This is a genomic window from Huaxiibacter chinensis (assembly GCF_022171985.1).
GTDB classification, from domain to species: Bacteria; Pseudomonadota; Gammaproteobacteria; order Enterobacterales; family Enterobacteriaceae; genus Enterobacter; species Enterobacter chinensis_A.
Map to the genome: position 1 here is coordinate 177,186 of NZ_JAJVHF010000006.1, position 18,535 is coordinate 195,720.

Consider the following 18,535-nt stretch of genomic DNA (forward strand, 5'->3'; position numbering starts at 1 on the left):
TTTACCAGCCAGGCACCGCGCCGCCGTTAAAGACTTTCTCTGCCGCTTTCGCCACTTCCGGTGACTGATAGGATTGAATGAATTCCTTCACGTTTTCGGCGTCTTTATTCTCTTCCCGCGTCACAATAATGTTTACGTAGGGCGAATTTTTGTCTTCGATAAAGACGCTGTCATGCACGGGTGACAGGCCCGTTTGCTGAAGATAGGTTGTGCTGATGATGGCCACATCGACTTTAGGATCGTCGAGCACGCGCGGCAGTTGCGCCCCCTCCAGCTCCATAATCTTCAGGTGATGCGGGTTGGCGGTAATATCCAGCGCGGTCGGAAGCAGACCCACGTCGGGCTTCAGGCTAATAAGCTTCTCGTTTTGTAACAGCAGTAACGCCCGGCCCAGATTGGTCGGGTCATTTGGGATGGCGACCGTCGCCCCGTCCTGTAGCTCGGAAACGGATTTAATTTTGCGGGAATAGCCTGCCATCGGGAAGACGAAAGTATTCGCCACCGCCACCAGTTTGTAATGATGCGCTTTGTTGTCTTCGGCAAGGAAAGGACGGTGCTGGAAGACGTTTGCATCCAGCTCGCCGTGATTGGTCGCGTCGTTTGGCAGCAGCGAGCCGCTAAAACCGACCAGTTCAACGTCGAGACCGAATTTCTCTTTGGCGACTTTTTTTGCCACCTCTGCCACGTCCTGCTCAGCCCCGTTGATCACACCCACTTTGATGTGTTTGGCATCGCTACTGCTCTGATCGCAGCCCGCCAGCAGCAGGCCCGCAATCAGTAATGCGCCGAGTCGATATTTCATCCGTCCTGTCCTTTTCACACACGTTTTCATGACTATAGCGGCAACGAAGCGGTACGCGAAAAAACGAAAAAGCATCAACCAGACGAAAAAGATATATGTGATTACCGGTGGGGTGACGGGGATTTATCCGGGCGATCCGATGTCCCCCGGCGTAACGGTGATTCACGCAAAAACCACGACAGCACAAAGGCCAGCACCATAATTCCCGCCGCCATCATAAACACGGCGTGAATGGCGGTACCAAACGCATCCAGGTAAGCCAGACGCAGAGTGTCGGGAAGATGGTGAATCGCCACCGGATTCAGCTCGCGCGGCAGCTCCGCGCCTTCGGGCAGCCGCTCAAGCAGGCCTGACTGCAGCACATGGGTGAACACCGCGCCAAACAGCGCCACACCGATAGCACCGCCAATGGAACGGAACAGCGTCACACCGGATGTCGCCACGCCATACTGACTGGCAGATACGCTGTTCTGCACAGCCAGAACCAGCACCTGCATCACTAACCCAAGCCCCATTCCCAGCACGCCGGTAAACAGATAAAGCTGCCACGTAGGCGAATGAATGGAGATCCGCGTCAGTAACACCATGCCCACCACGCCCAGCAGGGTGCCAAGGATCGGGAACAGTCGATATTTCCCGGTGTGGCTGATGATGCGTCCACTGATAATTGAGGTAAGCAACAGCCCGCCCATCAACGGGATCAGCTGTAAACCTGCCTCTGTGGGCGTGGCCTCTTTTACCACCTGCAGATAGAGCGGCAGAAACGTCACCGACCCGAACAGCGACATCCCGATGATAAAGCCAATCAGGCTGCACAGCAGAAAGCTGCGGTCGCGGAAGAGCGACAGCGGAATAATCGGCTCCCACGCCAGACGCTCTTCATAGATAAATCCGGCAATCCCCGTCAGGCCAAACGCCAGAATGCACCACAGTTGCGGGTCGTTCCACGGGCGTATCGTTCCCCCTTCCGAGGTGAACAAGATAATGCACAGCAGGGCCATGCTGAGGTAAAACGCCCCCAGAAAGTCGATTTCATGTTTGCTGCGTTTGGCACTGCTATGGAATACGGCGCCGATGACCAGCAGCGCAAACAGCCCCAGCGGCAGATTGATATAAAAAATCCAGCGCCAGGAGGCGTGCTGGACGATAAACCCGCCCACCAGTGGCCCAATGACCGTCGCCAGACCGAACACCCCGCCGAATAAGCCCTGGTAACGGCCCCGCTCGGCGGGTGGGATCACATCGGCGACCGCCGCCATGCTAATGACCATCAGGCCGCCGCCACCCAGCCCTTGCAGGGCGCGCATCAGCACCAGCTGCGTCATGTTTTGCGCCAGGCCGCACAGGGCCGATCCCACCAGAAACAGGACGATAGCGATTTGCAGCACGATTTTGCGGCCAAACAGATCGCCAAATTTACCGTACAGCGGCACAACGATGGTTGAACTGAGAATATAGGCGGTCACCACCCAGGAGAGCTTATCCAGCCCGCCCAGTTCACCCACGATGGTGGGTAATGCCGTCGATACAATGGTCTGATCGAGGGCAGATAACAGCATCACCAGCAGCAACGCACTGAATAACAACCGAATGGACGGTGCTTTTTGCCCAGTGTTCGAGTGAGTCGAAGAATCAGACTCCATAAGACACCACTTGAAATTAATTAATTAGATAATTAATATTTATCTAAGTGATGCATAAGATCAAGGGATCCCGATAGCATGTCAGCACATAGAGATAATTCTGAACCGCGCCGTCCCGGTCGTCCACGAGGGGGGAAACGGGCCACCGCCAGCCGCGAACAGCTTCTGGACATCGCCCTGAACCTCTTCTCCCGTCAGGGGATCGCCAATACCTCGCTGAACGCCATCGCCAAAGAAGCGGGCGTGACGCCTGCCATGCTGCATTACTATTTCAATTCCAGAGAGCAGTTGCTTGACGCCATGATCGAGGAGCGTTTTCTGCCATTACGCAACAAAATCGGCGCCATTTTCGTTGAACATGCCGATTCGCCGGTGAAAGCGTTAACGCAGATGGTCAAGGTACTGGCCGACCTGGCGGAACAGCATCGCTGGTTTGCCCCGCTGTGGATGCAGGAGGTGATTGGTGAAATGCCTGTCCTGCGCACGCACCTGCATGCGCGGTTTGGGGATGAGAAATATCAGGCGACGCTCGCCACTATCAAAGGCTGGCAGCAGGAGGGGGAACTGAACCGGGATCTTGCCCCTGAGCTGCTGTTCACCACGCTGCTCAGTCTGGTACTGGTGCCCTTCTCGCGGATGCGCAATGACGAGAGGCTGAATGCACTCTCGCCGGACGTTATTGTTAAACATGCCCTCGCGGTCATCGGCGCGGGTTTAGGCGGTCAGAGCCGTTTAGCCAAATAGTGTCGCTGCATGCCTTCATGAGGATAGTCCTGCACGGAAAATTGCAGCGCGTAACCCTGCTTCTCGTAAAACGGGCGCGCCTGGAAACTGGCTGTGTCCACCAGCGCATGGCGACAGCCCTGACGCCTGGCCTCTTCTTCTGCGGCGTTAATCACCTGGCTGCCCAGCCCTGACCCCCGCGCGCCTTCGCTAACCCACAGAAAATCGATATTCAACCAATCGCCTTTGCGCGTCCCGATTAAGCCTCCCGTCAAGACGCCATTCTCGTCTCGCGCATAAACCGCAATGTCGCCACTAAAGTTGGCTAAATTCAGGAACTGGGCGTTATAGGCGCGCAGACCCGTCAGCAATTCCTCTTTGTCCTGGGGCGTAACGTGGTGGGTAATGTTCAGCTGCATAGGGTTCTCCTTTTCGTCGTTACTCCCACACTATCGCACAGCTTTATCCCGATAAATACACCCCGACTTGGGCGGAAAACCCCTTTATTACAGCGACTCACCGCGAACAACGCGCGGTCGCGAAACATTTTTTTACCCGGCCGTCATGGCCGCTAAAAAGTGCGGCTACGCTTAAGTGATCTCATACCGATGCGCGCCAAAAATCATACTTTCGGCTTGAACCACAACGGTGAATGTAACTATATATTTCAGGAAGCGACGCGTGTTTTTTTCGGGGGTTTTATGAAAGTTGCCCATCTGTTTTGTCTGATTGTATGCCTGCTTTTCGCAGCCTTCGTTCATGCTCAGGAGAAGATCGATCCGGCCAAAGAGGCCAAAATGAGAGAGACGATCATGAAAGATGTGAAGAAAGTCTGCTCACCGCAGAGAAAGCAGTCTGATAAAGCGTGGCGGGCCATGATTATGTCTTCAGAGGCGAACCAGTTGCTGATTAAAAATGCCGTACTGGCGATGGAGCGCGATAACCTGGATAACTACTGGGAAGCCGTGGGAAAGGTTGACTGTATGGAGGATTATTAAGCGTGAAGCCTGCGCTTCACGCACGCTGTTTACCGCTTACGCACATCCGGAATAATTAAATCCCCGCGCAGAACATACGCGCCCAGCATCTGCGTTTTTTCATTCAGCCAGCTGACAATCCGCGCCGCCATGGCATCCATTGAGTATTCAATGGCCGGAATCACCGGGATACCCGGCAGATGTAACGAACCGGCCAGGCTGAACACCATGATGTCTTCAGGCACCGATTTATTGAACGCCTGTAGCTGGGGGATCACCCGCTGGGCTTCCTGTTCGTCTGCCACTAAGAGGGCATTGAAGTTCAGCGTGGTCGCGTTATTGAGCAGCTCCTGCAAGGCAACCGAGGACGATGTCGCGTCCATAAAGACCAGATTGCGGTTAAAAGGCAGGAAGTTCTTTTCGAGCGCGTGTTTATAACCCAGCAGAACCTGGTCGGCAAAGCCGCTGCCCTGCGGGTGAATCAACGCAATCTGACGACGCCCCTGACTGGTCAGGAAGTTACAGGCGGTTTCTGCTGCAAAAGCATGGTCATACTGGATGCTGTTGGCGTTATCCGCTTCCATACAATCCACCAGAATGACGTTATCCTGATCGACATTCAGCGGGAAACGCGCGCCGATAATGAGGATGTCATCGCAAAGTCCGCAGGAGAGTTCATCAAGGGCATTCATCACCTCGGCTTTGGTATTGGCAAAGCGAAGCAGCAAATGCTTTTGATGCTGGCTGAGATGCTTCTCCAGCGCATAGAGATAACCGGTGGTCTGGTTAATGTTATCCTGCGCGCAAATCACCCCGATGCAGCCGGTGGACTGGCTCAGCAGCGACTGGGCTATAACGTTGGGCCGATAGTTCAGCTCATCCGCCGCTTTTAAAACGGCCTGACGGCTGGCTTCCTTGACACCGCGCGACCCGCTCAACACCCGTGATACCGTGGCTTTGGACACCCCGGCCAGACGTGATACATCGTTGATTGTAGACATCTCTCTCCCCTGACAGGCACCACCGGTCCCTGCAAATCCCATTACCACTGCGGCTCACATTATAGCCAATCAGGAGTATATCCGTTTCCGTTTTCCATGGAAACCGATTTTCCGTTTCCACTCATTTTGATGCTAAAAGCGCCAAATAATGTGATCGCTATCCTGATAATTAGCCTTATAAGTAACGGATTTTGATAGTTGTCACACTTCTCTCTTTTATAAATGGAAACCGGTTTCCGTATGATGTCCAATCATCTCCGCAATAACTTTTTACATTTAGAGGATGGTTGTCGATGTTCAAGATTATGCTGTGCTGCTCTGCCGGGATGTCCACCAGCCTTTTGGTGAGGAAAATGGTCGATGCGGCGGAGGAGCGGGGTCTTCCGGTGAAGATTGATGCGTACGGCGTATCCGAATTTGATACGCAATTTCCGCACTATCAGGTCGTGCTTCTCGGACCGCAAGTTAAATACATGTTAAAAACACTCGCAGACAAGGCTGCCACGCAGGGTATTCCGGTTCAGGCCATCGACATGATGGACTACGGGATGCAGCGCGGCGATAAGGTGCTGGACTACGCTCTGTCGCTTATCGAAGCGGCACACTAAGAAGGTGTTCTCATGAGTTCGTTATACCAATCCATGGTTGCTGTGATTGAGCAGTCCATTACCCCGCTGGCGGCAAAGCTCGGACAGCAAAAGTACGTGATTGCGATTCGTGACGGCTTTACCGCGGCGCTGCCGTTCATGATTATCGGCTCGTTTATGCTGGTCTTCATCTTCCCGCCCTTCTCGGCGGATACCACCAACAGTTTTGCCCGCGGCTGGCTGGATTTCTCCCAGACCTACCGTGAACAGCTGATGCTGCCGTTTAACCTCAGCATGGGCGTGATGACGTTCTTTATCTCGGTGGGCATTGGGGCAAGCCTGGGTCGCCAGTTTAACCTCGATCCGGTGATGTCCGGCCTGCTGGCCTTTATGGCGTTTCTGCTGGTAGCGGCACCGTATGCCGACGGGAAAATCTCTACCCAGTATTTATCGGGCCAGGGGATATTTACCGCGCTGATCACCGCTATTTACTCCACCCGTGTTTACGCATGGCTCAAGGAGAACAAGGTCACGATCCGTTTGCCTAAAGAGGTGCCGACAGGCGTCGCTCGCTCGTTTGAAATCCTGATTCCGGTGATGGTGGTGATCGGTACGCTGCATCCGTTGAACCTGTTCATTGAAGCGCAAACCGGCATGATTATCCCGCAGGCCATTATGCACCTGCTGGAACCGCTGGTCTCTGCATCGGACTCCCTGCCAGCCATTTTGCTCTCCGTGCTGCTGTGCCAGATCTTCTGGTTCGCGGGTATCCACGGCTCGCTGATTGTGACCGGCATTATGAACCCGTTCTGGATGGCAAACCTGTCAGCAAACCAGGCGGCGCTGGCGGCGGGCGCGGCGTTGCCGCACGTTTATCTGCAAGGATTCTGGGATCACTACCTGTTGATTGGTGGCGTGGGTTCCACCCTGCCGCTGGCCTTCCTGCTGCTGCGTAGCCGCGTGACCCATCTGCGTACCATCGGCAAAATGGGCGTGGTGCCAAGCTTCTTTAACATCAACGAACCGATCCTGTTTGGCGCGCCGATCATCATGAACCCGATGCTGTTTATCCCGTTCGTGTTCGTGCCGCTGGTGAATGCGTGCCTGGCCTATGCGGCTACCCGACTCGGCTGGCTGGCGCAGGTTGTTTCCCTCACACCGTGGACGACACCGGCACCTATTGGGGCGTCATGGGCGGCAAACTGGGCCTTTAGCCCGGTGGTGATGTGCGTAATTTGTATGGTGATGTCAGCGTTGATGTATCTGCCGTTCCTGCGTGCCTATGAACGTTCTTTGATGAAAACCGAAGAACAGAAAGCTCAGGCTACGGTCGGCGTCGCTGAAACCGCCAGTCGTTAAGTCAAAGAGGAAGCATTATGAAATATTCATTTCCCGATAACTTTTGGTGGGGAAGCGCCAGCTCCGCGCTGCAAACCGAGGGCGACAGAGCGGGCGAAACCACCTGGGATCGCTGGTATGCCAATGAGCCAAACCGTTTTCATCAGGGCGTCGGTCCGCAGGATACCTCGACATTCTGCCAGCACTGGAAAACGGACATTCAGCTGTTAAAGCAGCTGAACCATAACAGCTTTCGCACGTCGATTAGCTGGGCTCGCCTGATCCCCGATGGCATCGGTGAAGTGAATCCGCAGGCGGTAGACTTTTACAATCAGGTGTTCGACGAACTGCTTGAGCAGGGGATCACGCCGTTTATCACGCTGTTCCACTTCGACATGCCGATGGCGATGCAGGAGATAGGCGGCTGGGAAAACCGCGACGTGGTGGCGGCCTATGCCCGCTACGCGCAGGTCTGCTTTGAGCTGTTTGGCGATCGCGTCCTGCACTGGTTTACGTTCAACGAGCCCATTGTGCCGGTGGAAGGCGGTTATCTGTACGACTTCCATTACCCTAACGTTGTCGATTTCCGTCGTGCGGCGACGGTGGCCTATCACACCGTACTGGCACACGCGCAGGCCGTTCGCGCCTACCGCGCCGGGCATTATGCGGGTGAAATTGGTATTGTGCTGAACCTGACGCCTTCCTATCCGCGTTCACAGAACCCGGCGGATCTGAAAGCGGCGCACATTGCCGATCTGATGTTCAACCGCAGCTTCCTCGACCCGGTGTTGCGCGGTGAATATCCGGCCGATCTGGTGGCCTTATTGCGTTCCTACGATCAGCTCCCGGCATGTGAACCCAACGACAGCGCGCTGATCGCCGAAGGCACTATTGATCTGCTGGGCATTAACTATTATCAGCCGCGTCGCGTGAAGTGTCGCGACAGTGCGGTCAACCCTCAGGCTCCGTTTATGCCGGAGTGGTTCTTTGATAATTATGAAATGCCGGGTCGCAAAATGAACCCGTATCGTGGTTGGGAAATTTACGAGCCGGGTATTTACGATATTCTGGTTAACCTGCGTGAAAATTACGGCAACCCGCGCTGCTTTATTTCTGAAAACGGCATGGGCGTCGAAAATGAACAGCGTTTTATTGAAAACGGGCAAATTAACGATCGGTACCGTATTGATTTTATCGCTGAGCATCTTAAATGGGTACACAAAGGCATAACCGAAGGCAGCCACTGCCTGGGTTATCATATGTGGACATTTATCGATAACTGGTCATGGTGTAATGCCTATAAAAATCGCTACGGCTTTATTCAGCTGGATTTAGCGACGCAAAAACGCACCATAAAGAAAAGTGGAGAATGGTTCGCCGCCACGTCTCTGAATAATAGTTTTGAGAAAGAGTAAACAATCATGATCGTCTTAGAAGATGCCGTAATGGAAATTATCGTCAACGCCGGTCAGTCGCGGAGCCTGTGCTTTGAAGCCCTGCACGCGGCGCGTAATGGCAACATTGACGAAGCCAAAAGCCTGCTGCGCGAAGCTGACGGCTACGCGCGCCAGGCGCATCAAATGCAAACCAGTCTGATTGAACAGGATGCGGGCGAAGCTCGCCAGCCGATGACCTTAATTATGGTGCACGCCCAGGACCATTTAATGAACTCGCTTCTGGCACGTGAGCTATCCGAAGAAATAATTCATTTATATCAGAGATAAGCTATGGGGAAATAAATCGTTAATGTAATACCTCTGTACCTATAAATAAAAATCAACTTATTCTGATGATAGCGACATATTCTGTCAGATCGGAATCGGGTGGTTATTGTCTGAATAAAATTAAACTATATTGAGATAACCATGAACATGATTAAAAAACTTCCATTAACAATGGCGGTAATCGCCGCGCTTTGCCCAATTTCCGTGCTCGCACAGGAATTTACCCAGGAGCAAATCGACGCCATTGTGGCCAAAGCGGTGGATAAAGCACTGGCAGAACGTCAGGCCAAAATGGATGCGGCGATCGCGAAGAAAACGGACGTGGTCACCGAGCCGCAAAGCGCGGCGCAATCCCCGGATATGGCGATTCCGTTCGGGGTGAAATTTACGGGTTACGCCCGCTACGGTGCCCACTTCCAGGCGGCTGACCAGAAGTACGTCGCCGTCGATGGTTCCTATAACGGCGCATCCGCCATCGGCCGTCTGGGTAACGAAGGCAACGGCGGTGAATTCCAGCTCTCCAAAGCTTTTAAAGGCGACAACGGTGCGATCTGGGACATCAACGTGATGATCGACCACTGGGGCGACGAAGTTAACCTGAAAAAAGCCTATGCGGGCGTGACGAATATTATGGCGTCTAACCCGAACGCTTACTTCTGGGCGGGTCGTGACTTCCACCAGCGTCCGCAACAGGGCATCAACGACTACTTCTGGATGAACCACGACGGCCAGGGTGCCGGGGTGAAGAACTTCGACATCGGCGGCGTGCAGTTTGACGTCGCGGCCGTGGCAGCGGTGGAATCCTGTAATCCGGAAGTGATGGAAGACGACACGAACCCATCTCGCATCTCTTGTACCGGCGGTTCCGGTACGGGCGACAAAGGCAACTATGCCGCAACGTCTAAAATTCACGGCATGAAGCTGGGCCCATTAGACCTTGAGCTGTACGCCAACTACGGCTTCGACTCAAAAGCGATTGATAGCGAAGAACGCCTGAAGGCCTGGCAGGGCGGCGTGGTGCTGAGCCACACCAACGACAGCGGCGTGAACAAGGTGATTGCTCGTTACTCTGATAACTCGGACAACAGCGTCTTCAACAAGACTGAAGATCTGACCACGGTCTACGCCAGCTTCGAGGGGTTATACAAATTCACCCAGGCCACGCAGGTGGAGTATATCCTTGCCTTCCACGATTACGACAACAGCCGTGATGACACCGACAACCGTAAGAACTACAACGCCATTATTCGTCCAATGCACTGGTGGAACGATGTTCACTCCACCTGGCTGGAAGCGGGCTGGCAGCATGTTGATTACGACAACGGCGGCGATAACAAAGGCTGGAAGCTGACGCTCTCCCAGAATATGTCCATCGCGATGGGTCCGGAATTCCGCCCTATGCTGCGCTTCTACGTGACCGGCGGCAAAGTGGATAACGAACGCACGGCGCGCGTGAACAATACCAAAGACGAAACGCTCGACGATTTCAACGTCGGCGCGATGTGGGAAGCCTGGTTCTAAGGAAGGTGAGTGTATGCCCCCTCTCCCCATGGGAGGGGGCCGGAATGAGCGCATCAGACCCGCTTTTCTCCCTCTCCCGTGGGAGTGGGCTGGGGTGAGGGCACCAGACCCGCTTTTCTCCCTCTCCCGTGGGAGGGGGCCGGAATGAGCGCATCACACCCTCTTTTCTCCCTCTCCCGTGGGAGAGGGCCGGGGTGAGGGCACCAGACCCGCTTTTCTCCCTCTCCCGTAGGAGGGGGTCGGGGTGAGGGCACCAGACCCGCTTTTCTCCCTCTCCCGTGGGAGAGGGCCGGGATGAGGGCACCAGACCCGCTTTTCTCCCTCTCCCGTGGGAGAGGGCCGGGGTGAGGGCATCAGGCTACGCGGATGCCTTAACCCTTCTTCTCGAATCCATCGAAATCAGTATCACAGACGACACAATCAGCAACGTTCCCAGCCAGTCCGGCAGCGTAAAGGCCACGCCCAGCAGGAGCACCGAGAGCAGCGCACTGCTCAGCGGCTCGGCGCAGCTCAGAATGCTCGCTTTCGGTCCACCTATCATCTGAGCGCCTTTCAGATACAGGCTGAACGTCAGCGCCGTTCCGATCACCACCAGATAGAAAAACGCCAGCAGCAGGCTGGTATCGATCACGAAGGATGTTCCGCGTCCGGCATAAAACGGCGTCAGCATTATGCCCGCGATCAGCATACTCCAGCCGACAACCGGCAGCGTGCCGTAGCGGGCAATCAGCGCAGAAGGATAGGTAGTGTAAAACGCAGCGGCGAACGCGGAGGCAATACCAAAGAACAGCGCGGCCGGGGAGATAGTGAGCGAGGTCGGATCCCCGTGCGTGACCAGCAGGAAAGTGCCAATAAGCGAGGTGAATATTGCCGACAGTACGAAGATTCCCGGACGTTTTTTCCTCGCCAGCGCGAACCACGCCACAATAATGGTGGGGGATAAAAATTGCAGTACGGTGGCGGTCGCGGCGTTGGATTTTTCAATGGTCAGCAGGAAGGTAAGCTGCACGGTGAGGGCGCCCACAATCGAGAAAAACAGCAGGCTGATAGCCTCCTTGCGATTTTTGATGATCGCGAAAATTTTGTCGCCGTGGACGAAGGATAACGTCAGAAGTATTACGCCGGTAAACAGCAGGCGGATCATCGTCAGATAAGGCGAAGAAATCTGGCTTTTTTCCATGATGTATTGCGCACAAACTCCCGAACTACCCCATAAAACGGCGGCGATCAGAACGTTTAGCATCCCTTTGCGTGTGGAACCCATGTTCTCCCCTGCGATGTGTAATGTTGGCTTTGGGCGACAGGATAGCATGGGATGCGGCGTGGCAGGTGCGATCTGGTGCCCTCACCCCGGCCCACTCCCACGGGATAGGGAGAAAAACGGGGCGCAGGTGCGGCGTGATGCCCTCACCCCGACCCTCTCCCACGGGGAGAGGGAGAAAAACGGGGCGCAGGTGCGGCGTGATGCCTTCACCCCGACCCTCTCACACGGGGAGAGGGAGAAAATGGGGCGCAGGTGCGGTCTAATGCCCTCACTCCGACCCTCTCCCATGGGGAGGGAGAAATACGGGGCGCAGGTGCGGTCTGATGCCCTCACCCCGACCCTCTCCCACAGGGAGAGGGAGAAAAACGGGGCGCAGGTGCGGTCTGGTGCCCTCACTCCGACCCTCTCCCACGGGGAGAGGGAGAAATACGGGGCGCAGGTGCGGCGTGATGCCCTCACCCACGGGGAGAGGGAGAGAGGAAGGAACTACTTCGCCTTCACCTTACTCGCCACCAGCAGCGCCGTTAACAGCATTAACGTGCCGGAAATCACCAGCGGTGAGGTCAGACCGATATGGTCCAGCGCGATCCCGCCTACCGCAGCGCCACAGGTGTTCGCCAGCTGAATCACCGCCACCTGAATCGACCCGGCTTTTTCGGCCTGATCGGCAAGCGAGCGGGTGATCCAGGTAGACCAGCCAACCGGCACCAGCGCAAAAGCAAAGCCCCAGATGATGGCGATCGCGGAGGCCACCCACTTATCGCTCCCCCACACAATCAGTACAGCCGCACTCACGGCCAGGACCAGCGGCGCGCCTGCCAGCGCAACCTTCAGCGAACGTTTAAGAAACTGTGCCGACAGCGACGTACCGACAAAACTGGCGATACCAAAGCTCAACAGCACCAGCGTCAGGCCATCCACGTCAAAGCCTGCCATGGTCATAAACACCGGGCGAATATAGGTAAAGAAGGCAAACTGACCGGCAAAGGCCATAAAGATCGCCGTCATCCCGGCCAGCACACCGGGGCGTTTCAGCAGGCTAAACATGTTTTGCTTATGGTGCGCGGCCTCGCCGGGCAAGGAAGGCAACGCCTTCCATACCCAGAAAATACAGAAAATCCCCATTATCGCCGCGCCGTTAAATACGTTGCGCCAGCCAATAATTCCGCCAAGGAAACTGCCCAACGGCGCGGCAATCACCAGCGCTATCGACACCGCGCCAAAGATCACAGACAGCGCTTTTGGCACCGTTCGCGCGGGCACCAGACGCATCGTCAGTGACGCGGACATCGCCCAAAAGCCGCCCAGCCCCAGGCCCAGACAGGCTCGGCCCAGAAGCAGCAGCGTAAAGTTATCGGCGAACGACACCAGCACGCAGGAGAGAGTGAGCAAAACGGCAAATAAAATCACCACCTTGCGACGGTCAATAGTGCCAATAATCTGGGTGATAAACAGGCTGGCAAACATGGCGACAAAGGCGGTTACGGTCACCGACTGCCCCGCCACGCCTTCGGAGATGCCCAGATCCTGCGCCATGGGCGTCAGCAGGCTAACCGGCAGAAACTCCACGGTAATCAGGCAGGCGACGCAGAACGCCACAGAAAAAACCGCCGACCAGTTAGGTCGCGAGACCTCTTTGCTCTGCGGTGTGGGCGTGGTCTGGATATGTTCTGTCATGGCGTCACCTGAGATAAAACGTGCGGAAAAGTCGCGCAGTTTATCATCAAAAGTGTGACGAATTTAACGTTTTGACAACTTTTGTTTGATTGCTGACGCTGGTCTCATCTGTTACCCGCAATCAGTGCAGGAAAAACACGCCCTCTTCCGGCAGGAAAAGTTGATTGTAGCGAAGCTGAAACGCATTGAATTCGTAAGGATCGGGTTCGATTTCCCGCATAAAACCCAGCGCCAGACGGACCTGCGCATCGGTGATCGGGGCCGCCAGACGGGCTTTCCGCAGCATTCGATACCAGGTTTGCAGGTTTTCTTCGCTGCCGTCGACAATGCAGACCTGCCAGATCAGCAGAACCTGCGCCGCATTGAGCAAGTGGGCTTCATCTGGTCGCTCAAGGTAGCGGATAAATTCATTGCCAGCGGTTTTGCCGCACTGGTCAATCATCGACTCCAGCGGAACGGGCGTGATCCCCAGACGCTCGCTTAACCGTTTGATGGCGCGGCGGGAATCCGAAGTCAGGATGCGAAATCCGACCACAAACACCACGACAAGCGTTGCCAGCATTATCCAGATCATGCGTTCTCCTTAAAGTAGCCGTCCATGATATCGGGAAATGTGCCGGGTCGACAGCGGGCAACGCCATAATAATGTGCTGAAAAAAAAGGGGGGAAATTGCGATGAACGTGGGTGGGTTAACCCCGCATTGCCCGCGCCCGCTGGCTGCGTGGACAATGCGGGTGAAAATCAGCGTGCCTGAAGCCCTTTCAGCAGTGCCTCGTGGAAGCGTTGCGGGTCCTGCATCTGCGGGGCGTGGCCCATGTCGTTAAATTCGACAAGCGTGGCATGCGGGATGCGCTTCGCGGCATCCTTCCCGAGCACCTCATAACGGCCAAGCTGCTTGCGCACCTCCGGCGGAGCCAGATCTTTCCCGATGGCGGTATTGTCTTTGGTACCGATCATCAAAAATACCGGCATTTTCAGTTCGCCAAATTCGTAGATCACCGGCTGGGTATAGATCATGTCGTAGAGTAACGCCGAGTTCCAGGCCACGCGCGCTTTGCCAGGCCCATTGTTCAGCCCGGCGAGCATCGTTACCCAGCGCTCATATTCTGGCTTCCACTCCCCGGCATAGTAGGTATTTTTCTCATACTGGCGGATGCCGTCGGCGCTGGTTTTAAGCTCTCGCTGATACCATTGATCGACCGTAATATGCGGCACGCCGCGGGCTTTCCAGTCTTCTAAACCGATTGGGTTCACCATTACCAACTGTTCCACTTCCTGGGGCCACATCAGCGCGTAGCGGGTCGCCAGCATCCCTCCGGTGGAATGCCCAATAACCGTGACACGATCGACGCCCAGCTGTTTAAGCAACGCGTGGGTGTTATCCGCCAGCTGCTGGAAGCTGTACTGGTAATGCTCGGGTTTGGTGGATTTACAGAACCCAATCTGGTCTGGTGCTACCACGCGGTAACCGCTGGCAGACAGCGCGCGGATTGTCTCTTCCCAGGTTCCCGCGCAGAAGTTTTTACCGTGCATCAGCACCACGGTGCGGCCGTTGGGCTTATCAGGCTGAACGTCCAGATAGGCCATATCAAGCGGCTGATTTTGCGAGGTAAAGGTGAAGTGTTTTACCGGCCAGGCGTAATCAAAACCTTCCAGCTTTTCGCCATATGTTGGCGCATCCGCGGCTATTGCGGGGGAAGCCAGCGCCATCAGTAGCGCAAGACAGGATAGTCGTCGGGTCAACATGCAAGCTCTCCATAACAAAACAGATAAACGCTGCGCGATGTGGCAGCAAAATTAAAATGTAGAGCATGCTGGGGAACGGGTCTGTAAAGCGGGGTAAAGGGGGACGTAAAATATACGCATCCCCTTTTATGGAATGTTTTAAAGGATATGCAGTGATGAGCCTGAGTGTTTTAAAACGCCAGGCGCCGAAACGTCTGGCTTTGTAGTAAGTACCACAGCTGGTACAACGCACTTGAGGAAGATGCGATCCTCATTACAGCTTGCGGATATCACGACCTCATAATCGACAAATATACTGTTTGCGGGCACTTTTCTTAATTTCATAAAACTATTATCCACTCATTATCCTGAGGTTAAGCAAGGCTATAACCTTGCTTAAAATGAATTCAGGATAATGCTATGAATACAATAGAGGAATCTGGGGGGACGTATTTCTATCGAGGGAATTCGAACGTAACCCCACAGGAGCTATTTTTGCTGATATTCGCTGAGGGTCTGGCGAACCATTTGGGCGTAACGATAGAGACTGCTGCAACAATCCTTGCAGGTCAGCCTCTAATACCCAAGCGTAAGGTGTTAGGCGCGTCAGGCTCGCGTACAAGTGTTGCCTCCAAACTAGCACGTCGCATATTAAAGGGAGTCCGCTTTCCTGGAGGGATGAGGGTGGAGACCATTATCGGTATGGGTAAAACAAGACAAACAAATAAGGTTGGGGCAGTAGTTGGAAGGGCTGTTCCGTTCGTTGGCTATGCCCAGGCAATCATTGTATTTGCCCTTGTGGCCAAAGAAACCAGAAACAAGTACAACCTGATAGCTCGACCGAAAGATCGGATCGAATGGACATACTTCTAATGTTATTGCCTGATGATCAAGAATTTTTAGATTACATCACTGAAAACTACAGTGAACTGAAACGTCCCGCCCAGAAGGAGTGGACCTTCCGGGAGCATTTCAACCTCGTTCCTGAAGATCTTGAGGACATGCTGCTTGACCTTTTCAATCGCTATGGGATTGAGTACAGCAACTTTGTTCTGGACAACTATTTTGAGCCGGAGCTGTTTTGGTTTCAGTTTGGACTTAGAAAAAGGTTTTGGGATCGACAGTATAAGCCGCTAACGCTCGAAATGATTATTGAGTCAGCCAAAGCCGGGCGCTGGTTATATGATTAAGGGGCTGCTTGCCCCTTACGTTCTTTACGCTGACTGGCGTTCGTTCCAGGCATCGCTAAAGATGATGTTCCCGTCGTTATGCTTCCATGTAATTTTCTCGTAACGTAGTTCAACCGTTTCCATATGGTTTTCGTTAGGGTTATCGCCTGGTGCCATCGCTGGTGAGATAGAAACGACACTGACGCCTTCGAGCAGCATATTAAAGTACTCTTCTTCCTGGCCGGAGTAGTTAATCCTATACCATTTTATCTCAGCAGAGACCAGGCTCTGCCCTGTCGCTACCGCTTTATAGAGGTATGGGCTTGAGCAATCGAATTCTTTAATGATCAACATAGGTGAATGCATGCGCGTACCGGTTATTTTACCGGTGGCATTGTCTGTTGGGATCATGAGGTTATGGTGGAATCCTTTTACCTCAATGCTGCATTCTCTGTGCTGAACATCAACTCCGCCTTTGATTAATGCTCCACCGTCATCCTTAAGCCATAAGTAAGCTGGTATAGCCATGTTAATTTTTCCTTGAGCAAGTTGTAATAGTCAAACACCGGGTTGTGTTCTGGCTAGTAGTTGGCTTGAAAACTTCATTCATGTTCTTCTTTTTAGTGCGCCTATCTCCCCCAGCGTATGCCCGGTGCGGCTATAAAAGTTCAAGCCAGGTCATGTTTACGCCTGTTCGATCTCTTTTGAGATATTGACCAAGCATTTTTAACCATATTAAGAAGTTAGATGATGAACGTTCCAGAAAACACCGTGTGACCGGCTGCGGGTGGAGTGAAAAATGAACCGTAATCTTTTTTCTGAGGGGTAGCGGGAAGGAAAAAAAGCCCGGCGGTCAGCCGGGCAAAGATGTTACCTGCATACTTAAACCGCATTCAGTGCGTGTAAGCGTTTCTCACGACGAATCTTACGTTCTTCCAGTACAGCAACCATCGCCATCAGGCAGATACAGGCGATCGCGGCGGCGTCCAGCGCTGCGAAGGTGCCCGCCCAGCCGGTCAGGCCGAAAATCGGCGTGCCGTCGGCGATCATACCGAGGCCCAGCTTGGCGAAGCTGTCACCAATCAGATAGGCGAAGGTGCCCTTAATTCCATCGGCAGCGCCGATCGCTTTTTTCGGCACAAATCCCACCGCCGCAACGCCAATCAACAATTGCGGGCCAAATACCAGGAAGCCCAGCGCGAACAATGACATAAGATAAACGTACTGGTTGCTGGCATGCTGATAGACGCCAAGGGTGGCGATAATCAATGCCAACGCGACGCAGGCCACCAGCGCACGACGCCCGTTGGCCAGATCCGACAGCCAGCCCCACAGCAACGTCCCTACCAGCGCCCCCACTTCAAACAGGGTAAAGCCCTGAATCGCCACCTCTTTGGATAGCTTCAGCTCCTGGAAGGCATACACCGTGGACCACTGGTCGATACCGATGCGCACCACGTACAGGAAGATGTTGGAGAAGCAGAGCAGCCAGATCACTTTGTTTTTCAGCACATACTCAACAAAGATCTGCCATTTGGTCATCGACTCATTTTCAGCTTCTTTGTCTTCTTCACTGATCGCTTCCCCAAACAGCTCTTCAGCGTTGCCGAGACCGTAGGATTCCGGGGAGTCGCTGCCGTAGCGCAGGCCGATAAAGCCCACAATCAGCGCGATAATGGACGGGAAGATAAACATCCCAATGACGTGGCCGTCGAACAGCACGTTCGCCCCGAACAGCGCTACACCCGCCGCGCCCGCGCCGCCAAGGTTATGCGAAATGTTCCACATGCCCAGGTATGAACCCCGCTTGCGGCGTGGCGTCCATTTGGTGATGGTGGAGTAGCTGCACGACCCGCCGGTACTCTGGAAAAAACCGCTCAGGGCGTAGAAAGCGATCATCATGAACAGGCTGACGGAACCCGCCCCCATGCTGGCGCTAAAGCCCAGCATACAGATGGCGGAGAGGATCAGCATAAACGGCAGGAACTGCTTGGTGTTTTTACCGTCCGCATAGTAAGAAACAACGGTTTTGCCCACGCCGTAGGTGATGGAAAAGCCCAGACCAATCATCCCCAACTGCGTCATGCTCAGCCCGTAGGTGGTGATCATGTCGTTCTGCGCGATGTTGAAGTTTTTGCGGATAAGATACATCGTCAGGTAGCCGATAAAGACCACCAGATAGGACTGCATGAACGGTTTGAACCACATCTTGCGCCGCACATCGAGCGGCAGATCCAGGGTCGGCTTGCGCACCTGATTCAGAAAGGCCAGCATGGGTATCTCCTGAGCTGATTTTTATACCTGCGAATGGCAGGCATTGTAAAAATCAGCCGGGAGAGACGCCTGAGACAGCGTCCAGGTCAAACCGGGAAAATATCTTAGT

General features: G+C 54.2%; 19 protein-coding genes. 9 read left to right on the plus strand and 10 right to left on the minus strand.

Annotation, left to right across the window (positions count from 1 at the left end; genetic code table 11):
* Nucleotide 1: 1 nt before the first annotated feature.
* Both nlpA and LZP96_RS15520 read right to left on the minus strand, forming a co-directional pair.
* Nucleotides 2-802: a lipoprotein NlpA gene (gene nlpA / locus LZP96_RS15515; RefSeq protein WP_064324265.1), complete on the minus strand. Its 801-nt coding sequence runs from the start codon at nucleotides 800-802 to the stop codon at nucleotides 2-4.
* A gap of 101 nt (nucleotides 803-903) precedes the next feature.
* A complete protein-coding gene (locus LZP96_RS15520) occupies nucleotides 904-2,445 on the minus strand; it encodes an MDR family MFS transporter (RefSeq protein ID WP_064324264.1) in 1,542 nt (513 codons plus the stop codon).
* 78 nt (nucleotides 2,446-2,523) lie between these two features.
* Here LZP96_RS15520 and LZP96_RS15525 point away from each other — a divergent pair, with 78 nt between their 5' ends.
* Nucleotides 2,524-3,189, plus strand: coding sequence for a TetR/AcrR family transcriptional regulator (locus tag LZP96_RS15525; protein ID WP_064324263.1), 666 nt, complete (start codon nucleotides 2,524-2,526; stop codon nucleotides 3,187-3,189).
* On the opposite strand, the gene LZP96_RS15530 is transcribed toward LZP96_RS15525, so the two are convergent.
* Nucleotides 3,168-3,587 carry a GNAT family N-acetyltransferase gene (locus tag LZP96_RS15530; protein WP_064324262.1) on the minus strand — a complete coding sequence of 140 codons (420 nt, stop codon included), beginning with the start codon at nucleotides 3,585-3,587 and terminating at the stop codon, nucleotides 3,168-3,170. The two genes, LZP96_RS15525 and LZP96_RS15530, sit on opposite strands and share 22 nt — an antisense overlap.
* Nucleotides 3,588-3,869: 282 nt before the next feature.
* Between LZP96_RS15530 and LZP96_RS15535 the strand changes: the two genes are divergently transcribed.
* Nucleotides 3,870-4,166: a YicS family protein gene (locus LZP96_RS15535; RefSeq protein WP_064324261.1), complete on the plus strand. Its 297-nt coding sequence runs from the start codon at nucleotides 3,870-3,872 to the stop codon at nucleotides 4,164-4,166.
* A 29-nt stretch (nucleotides 4,167-4,195) separates the two neighbouring features.
* On the opposite strand, the gene LZP96_RS15540 is transcribed toward LZP96_RS15535, so the two are convergent.
* The gene (locus LZP96_RS15540; protein ID WP_064324260.1) at nucleotides 4,196-5,146 is read right to left on the minus strand and encodes a LacI family DNA-binding transcriptional regulator; all 951 of its coding nucleotides are present in this window, start codon (nucleotides 5,144-5,146) and stop codon (nucleotides 4,196-4,198) included.
* Between the two features lie 293 nt (nucleotides 5,147-5,439).
* Between LZP96_RS15540 and LZP96_RS15545 the strand changes: the two genes are divergently transcribed.
* From LZP96_RS15545 to LZP96_RS15565, 5 genes are all read left to right on the plus strand, one after another.
* Complete coding sequence (locus LZP96_RS15545; RefSeq protein ID WP_064324259.1) at nucleotides 5,440-5,754, plus strand: PTS sugar transporter subunit IIB; 315 nt, start codon at nucleotides 5,440-5,442, stop codon at nucleotides 5,752-5,754.
* 12 nt (nucleotides 5,755-5,766) lie between these two features.
* A complete protein-coding gene (locus tag LZP96_RS15550; protein WP_064324258.1) occupies nucleotides 5,767-7,092 on the plus strand; it encodes a PTS sugar transporter subunit IIC in 1,326 nt (441 codons plus the stop codon).
* Nucleotides 7,093-7,109: 17 nt separating this feature from the next.
* Nucleotides 7,110-8,486 (plus strand): 6-phospho-beta-glucosidase GmuD, encoded by a 1,377-nt coding sequence (gmuD, locus tag LZP96_RS15555; protein ID WP_064324257.1) that lies wholly within the window; start codon nucleotides 7,110-7,112, stop codon nucleotides 8,484-8,486.
* Between the two features lie 6 nt (nucleotides 8,487-8,492).
* Nucleotides 8,493-8,795, plus strand: coding sequence for a PTS lactose/cellobiose transporter subunit IIA (locus tag LZP96_RS15560; protein WP_258926160.1), 303 nt, complete (start codon nucleotides 8,493-8,495; stop codon nucleotides 8,793-8,795).
* Between the two features lie 141 nt (nucleotides 8,796-8,936).
* Entirely contained in the window at nucleotides 8,937-10,316 is a 1,380-nt protein-coding gene (locus tag LZP96_RS15565) for a carbohydrate porin (RefSeq protein ID WP_064324255.1), read from the plus strand.
* 358 nt (nucleotides 10,317-10,674) lie between these two features.
* On the opposite strand, the gene LZP96_RS15570 is transcribed toward LZP96_RS15565, so the two are convergent.
* From LZP96_RS15570 to LZP96_RS15585, 4 genes are all read right to left on the minus strand, one after another.
* A complete protein-coding gene (locus tag LZP96_RS15570; protein ID WP_064324254.1) occupies nucleotides 10,675-11,580 on the minus strand; it encodes an EamA family transporter in 906 nt (301 codons plus the stop codon).
* Nucleotides 11,581-12,066: 486 nt separating this feature from the next.
* A complete protein-coding gene (nepI, locus tag LZP96_RS15575; RefSeq protein ID WP_064324253.1) occupies nucleotides 12,067-13,257 on the minus strand; it encodes a purine ribonucleoside efflux pump NepI in 1,191 nt (396 codons plus the stop codon).
* A 121-nt stretch (nucleotides 13,258-13,378) separates the two neighbouring features.
* Nucleotides 13,379-13,831: a DUF1198 domain-containing protein gene (locus LZP96_RS15580; RefSeq protein ID WP_064324252.1), complete on the minus strand. Its 453-nt coding sequence runs from the start codon at nucleotides 13,829-13,831 to the stop codon at nucleotides 13,379-13,381.
* Between the two features lie 168 nt (nucleotides 13,832-13,999).
* Complete coding sequence (locus LZP96_RS15585; RefSeq protein ID WP_064324251.1) at nucleotides 14,000-15,004, minus strand: alpha/beta fold hydrolase; 1,005 nt, start codon at nucleotides 15,002-15,004, stop codon at nucleotides 14,000-14,002.
* A 399-nt stretch (nucleotides 15,005-15,403) separates the two neighbouring features.
* Between LZP96_RS15585 and LZP96_RS15590 the strand changes: the two genes are divergently transcribed.
* Nucleotides 15,404-15,856, plus strand: a complete 453-nt coding sequence (locus LZP96_RS15590; RefSeq protein WP_064324250.1) for an STM2901 family protein — start codon at nucleotides 15,404-15,406, stop codon at nucleotides 15,854-15,856.
* Nucleotides 15,856-16,173: a DUF1493 family protein gene (locus LZP96_RS15595; RefSeq protein WP_082904901.1), complete on the plus strand. Its 318-nt coding sequence runs from the start codon at nucleotides 15,856-15,858 to the stop codon at nucleotides 16,171-16,173. Before LZP96_RS15590 ends, LZP96_RS15595 begins: the two co-directional genes overlap by 1 nt.
* A 24-nt stretch (nucleotides 16,174-16,197) precedes the next feature.
* On the opposite strand, the gene LZP96_RS15600 is transcribed toward LZP96_RS15595, so the two are convergent.
* Nucleotides 16,198-16,680 carry an Hcp family type VI secretion system effector gene (locus tag LZP96_RS15600; RefSeq protein ID WP_064324248.1) on the minus strand — a complete coding sequence of 161 codons (483 nt, stop codon included), beginning with the start codon at nucleotides 16,678-16,680 and terminating at the stop codon, nucleotides 16,198-16,200.
* A 354-nt stretch (nucleotides 16,681-17,034) separates the two neighbouring features.
* A complete protein-coding gene (gene uhpT / locus LZP96_RS15605) occupies nucleotides 17,035-18,426 on the minus strand; it encodes a hexose-6-phosphate:phosphate antiporter UhpT (protein WP_064324247.1) in 1,392 nt (463 codons plus the stop codon).
* Between the last annotated feature and the right edge of the window lie 109 nt (nucleotides 18,427-18,535).

What these genes read in the sequence shown, in the direction of transcription:
- LZP96_RS15530 (WP_064324262.1), bottom strand. Translation starts at nt 3,587, where the DNA reads ATGCAGCTGAACATTACCCACCACGTTACGCCCCAGGACAAAGAGGAA.
- LZP96_RS15550 (WP_064324258.1), top strand. Translation starts at nt 5,767, where the DNA reads ATGAGTTCGTTATACCAATCCATGGTTGCTGTGATTGAGCAGTCCATT.
- LZP96_RS15570 (WP_064324254.1), bottom strand. Translation starts at nt 11,580, where the DNA reads ATGGGTTCCACACGCAAAGGGATGCTAAACGTTCTGATCGCCGCCGTT.
- nepI (WP_064324253.1), bottom strand. Translation starts at nt 13,257, where the DNA reads ATGACAGAACATATCCAGACCACGCCCACACCGCAGAGCAAAGAGGTC.
- LZP96_RS15580 (WP_064324252.1), bottom strand. Translation starts at nt 13,831, where the DNA reads ATGATCTGGATAATGCTGGCAACGCTTGTCGTGGTGTTTGTGGTCGGA.
- LZP96_RS15560 (WP_258926160.1), top strand. Translation starts at nt 8,493, where the DNA reads ATGATCGTCTTAGAAGATGCCGTAATGGAAATTATCGTCAACGCCGGT.
- LZP96_RS15525 (WP_064324263.1), top strand. Translation starts at nt 2,524, where the DNA reads ATGTCAGCACATAGAGATAATTCTGAACCGCGCCGTCCCGGTCGTCCA.
- LZP96_RS15535 (WP_064324261.1), top strand. Translation starts at nt 3,870, where the DNA reads ATGAAAGTTGCCCATCTGTTTTGTCTGATTGTATGCCTGCTTTTCGCA.
- LZP96_RS15585 (WP_064324251.1), bottom strand. Translation starts at nt 15,004, where the DNA reads ATGTTGACCCGACGACTATCCTGTCTTGCGCTACTGATGGCGCTGGCT.
- LZP96_RS15540 (WP_064324260.1), bottom strand. Translation starts at nt 5,146, where the DNA reads ATGTCTACAATCAACGATGTATCACGTCTGGCCGGGGTGTCCAAAGCC.
- gmuD (WP_064324257.1), top strand. Translation starts at nt 7,110, where the DNA reads ATGAAATATTCATTTCCCGATAACTTTTGGTGGGGAAGCGCCAGCTCC.
- nlpA (WP_064324265.1), bottom strand. Translation starts at nt 802, where the DNA reads ATGAAATATCGACTCGGCGCATTACTGATTGCGGGCCTGCTGCTGGCG.
- LZP96_RS15565 (WP_064324255.1), top strand. Translation starts at nt 8,937, where the DNA reads ATGAACATGATTAAAAAACTTCCATTAACAATGGCGGTAATCGCCGCG.
- LZP96_RS15595 (WP_082904901.1), top strand. Translation starts at nt 15,856, where the DNA reads ATGTTATTGCCTGATGATCAAGAATTTTTAGATTACATCACTGAAAAC.
- LZP96_RS15590 (WP_064324250.1), top strand. Translation starts at nt 15,404, where the DNA reads ATGAATACAATAGAGGAATCTGGGGGGACGTATTTCTATCGAGGGAAT.
- LZP96_RS15545 (WP_064324259.1), top strand. Translation starts at nt 5,440, where the DNA reads ATGTTCAAGATTATGCTGTGCTGCTCTGCCGGGATGTCCACCAGCCTT.
- LZP96_RS15520 (WP_064324264.1), bottom strand. Translation starts at nt 2,445, where the DNA reads ATGGAGTCTGATTCTTCGACTCACTCGAACACTGGGCAAAAAGCACCG.
- uhpT (WP_064324247.1), bottom strand. Translation starts at nt 18,426, where the DNA reads ATGCTGGCCTTTCTGAATCAGGTGCGCAAGCCGACCCTGGATCTGCCG.
- LZP96_RS15600 (WP_064324248.1), bottom strand. Translation starts at nt 16,680, where the DNA reads ATGGCTATACCAGCTTACTTATGGCTTAAGGATGACGGTGGAGCATTA.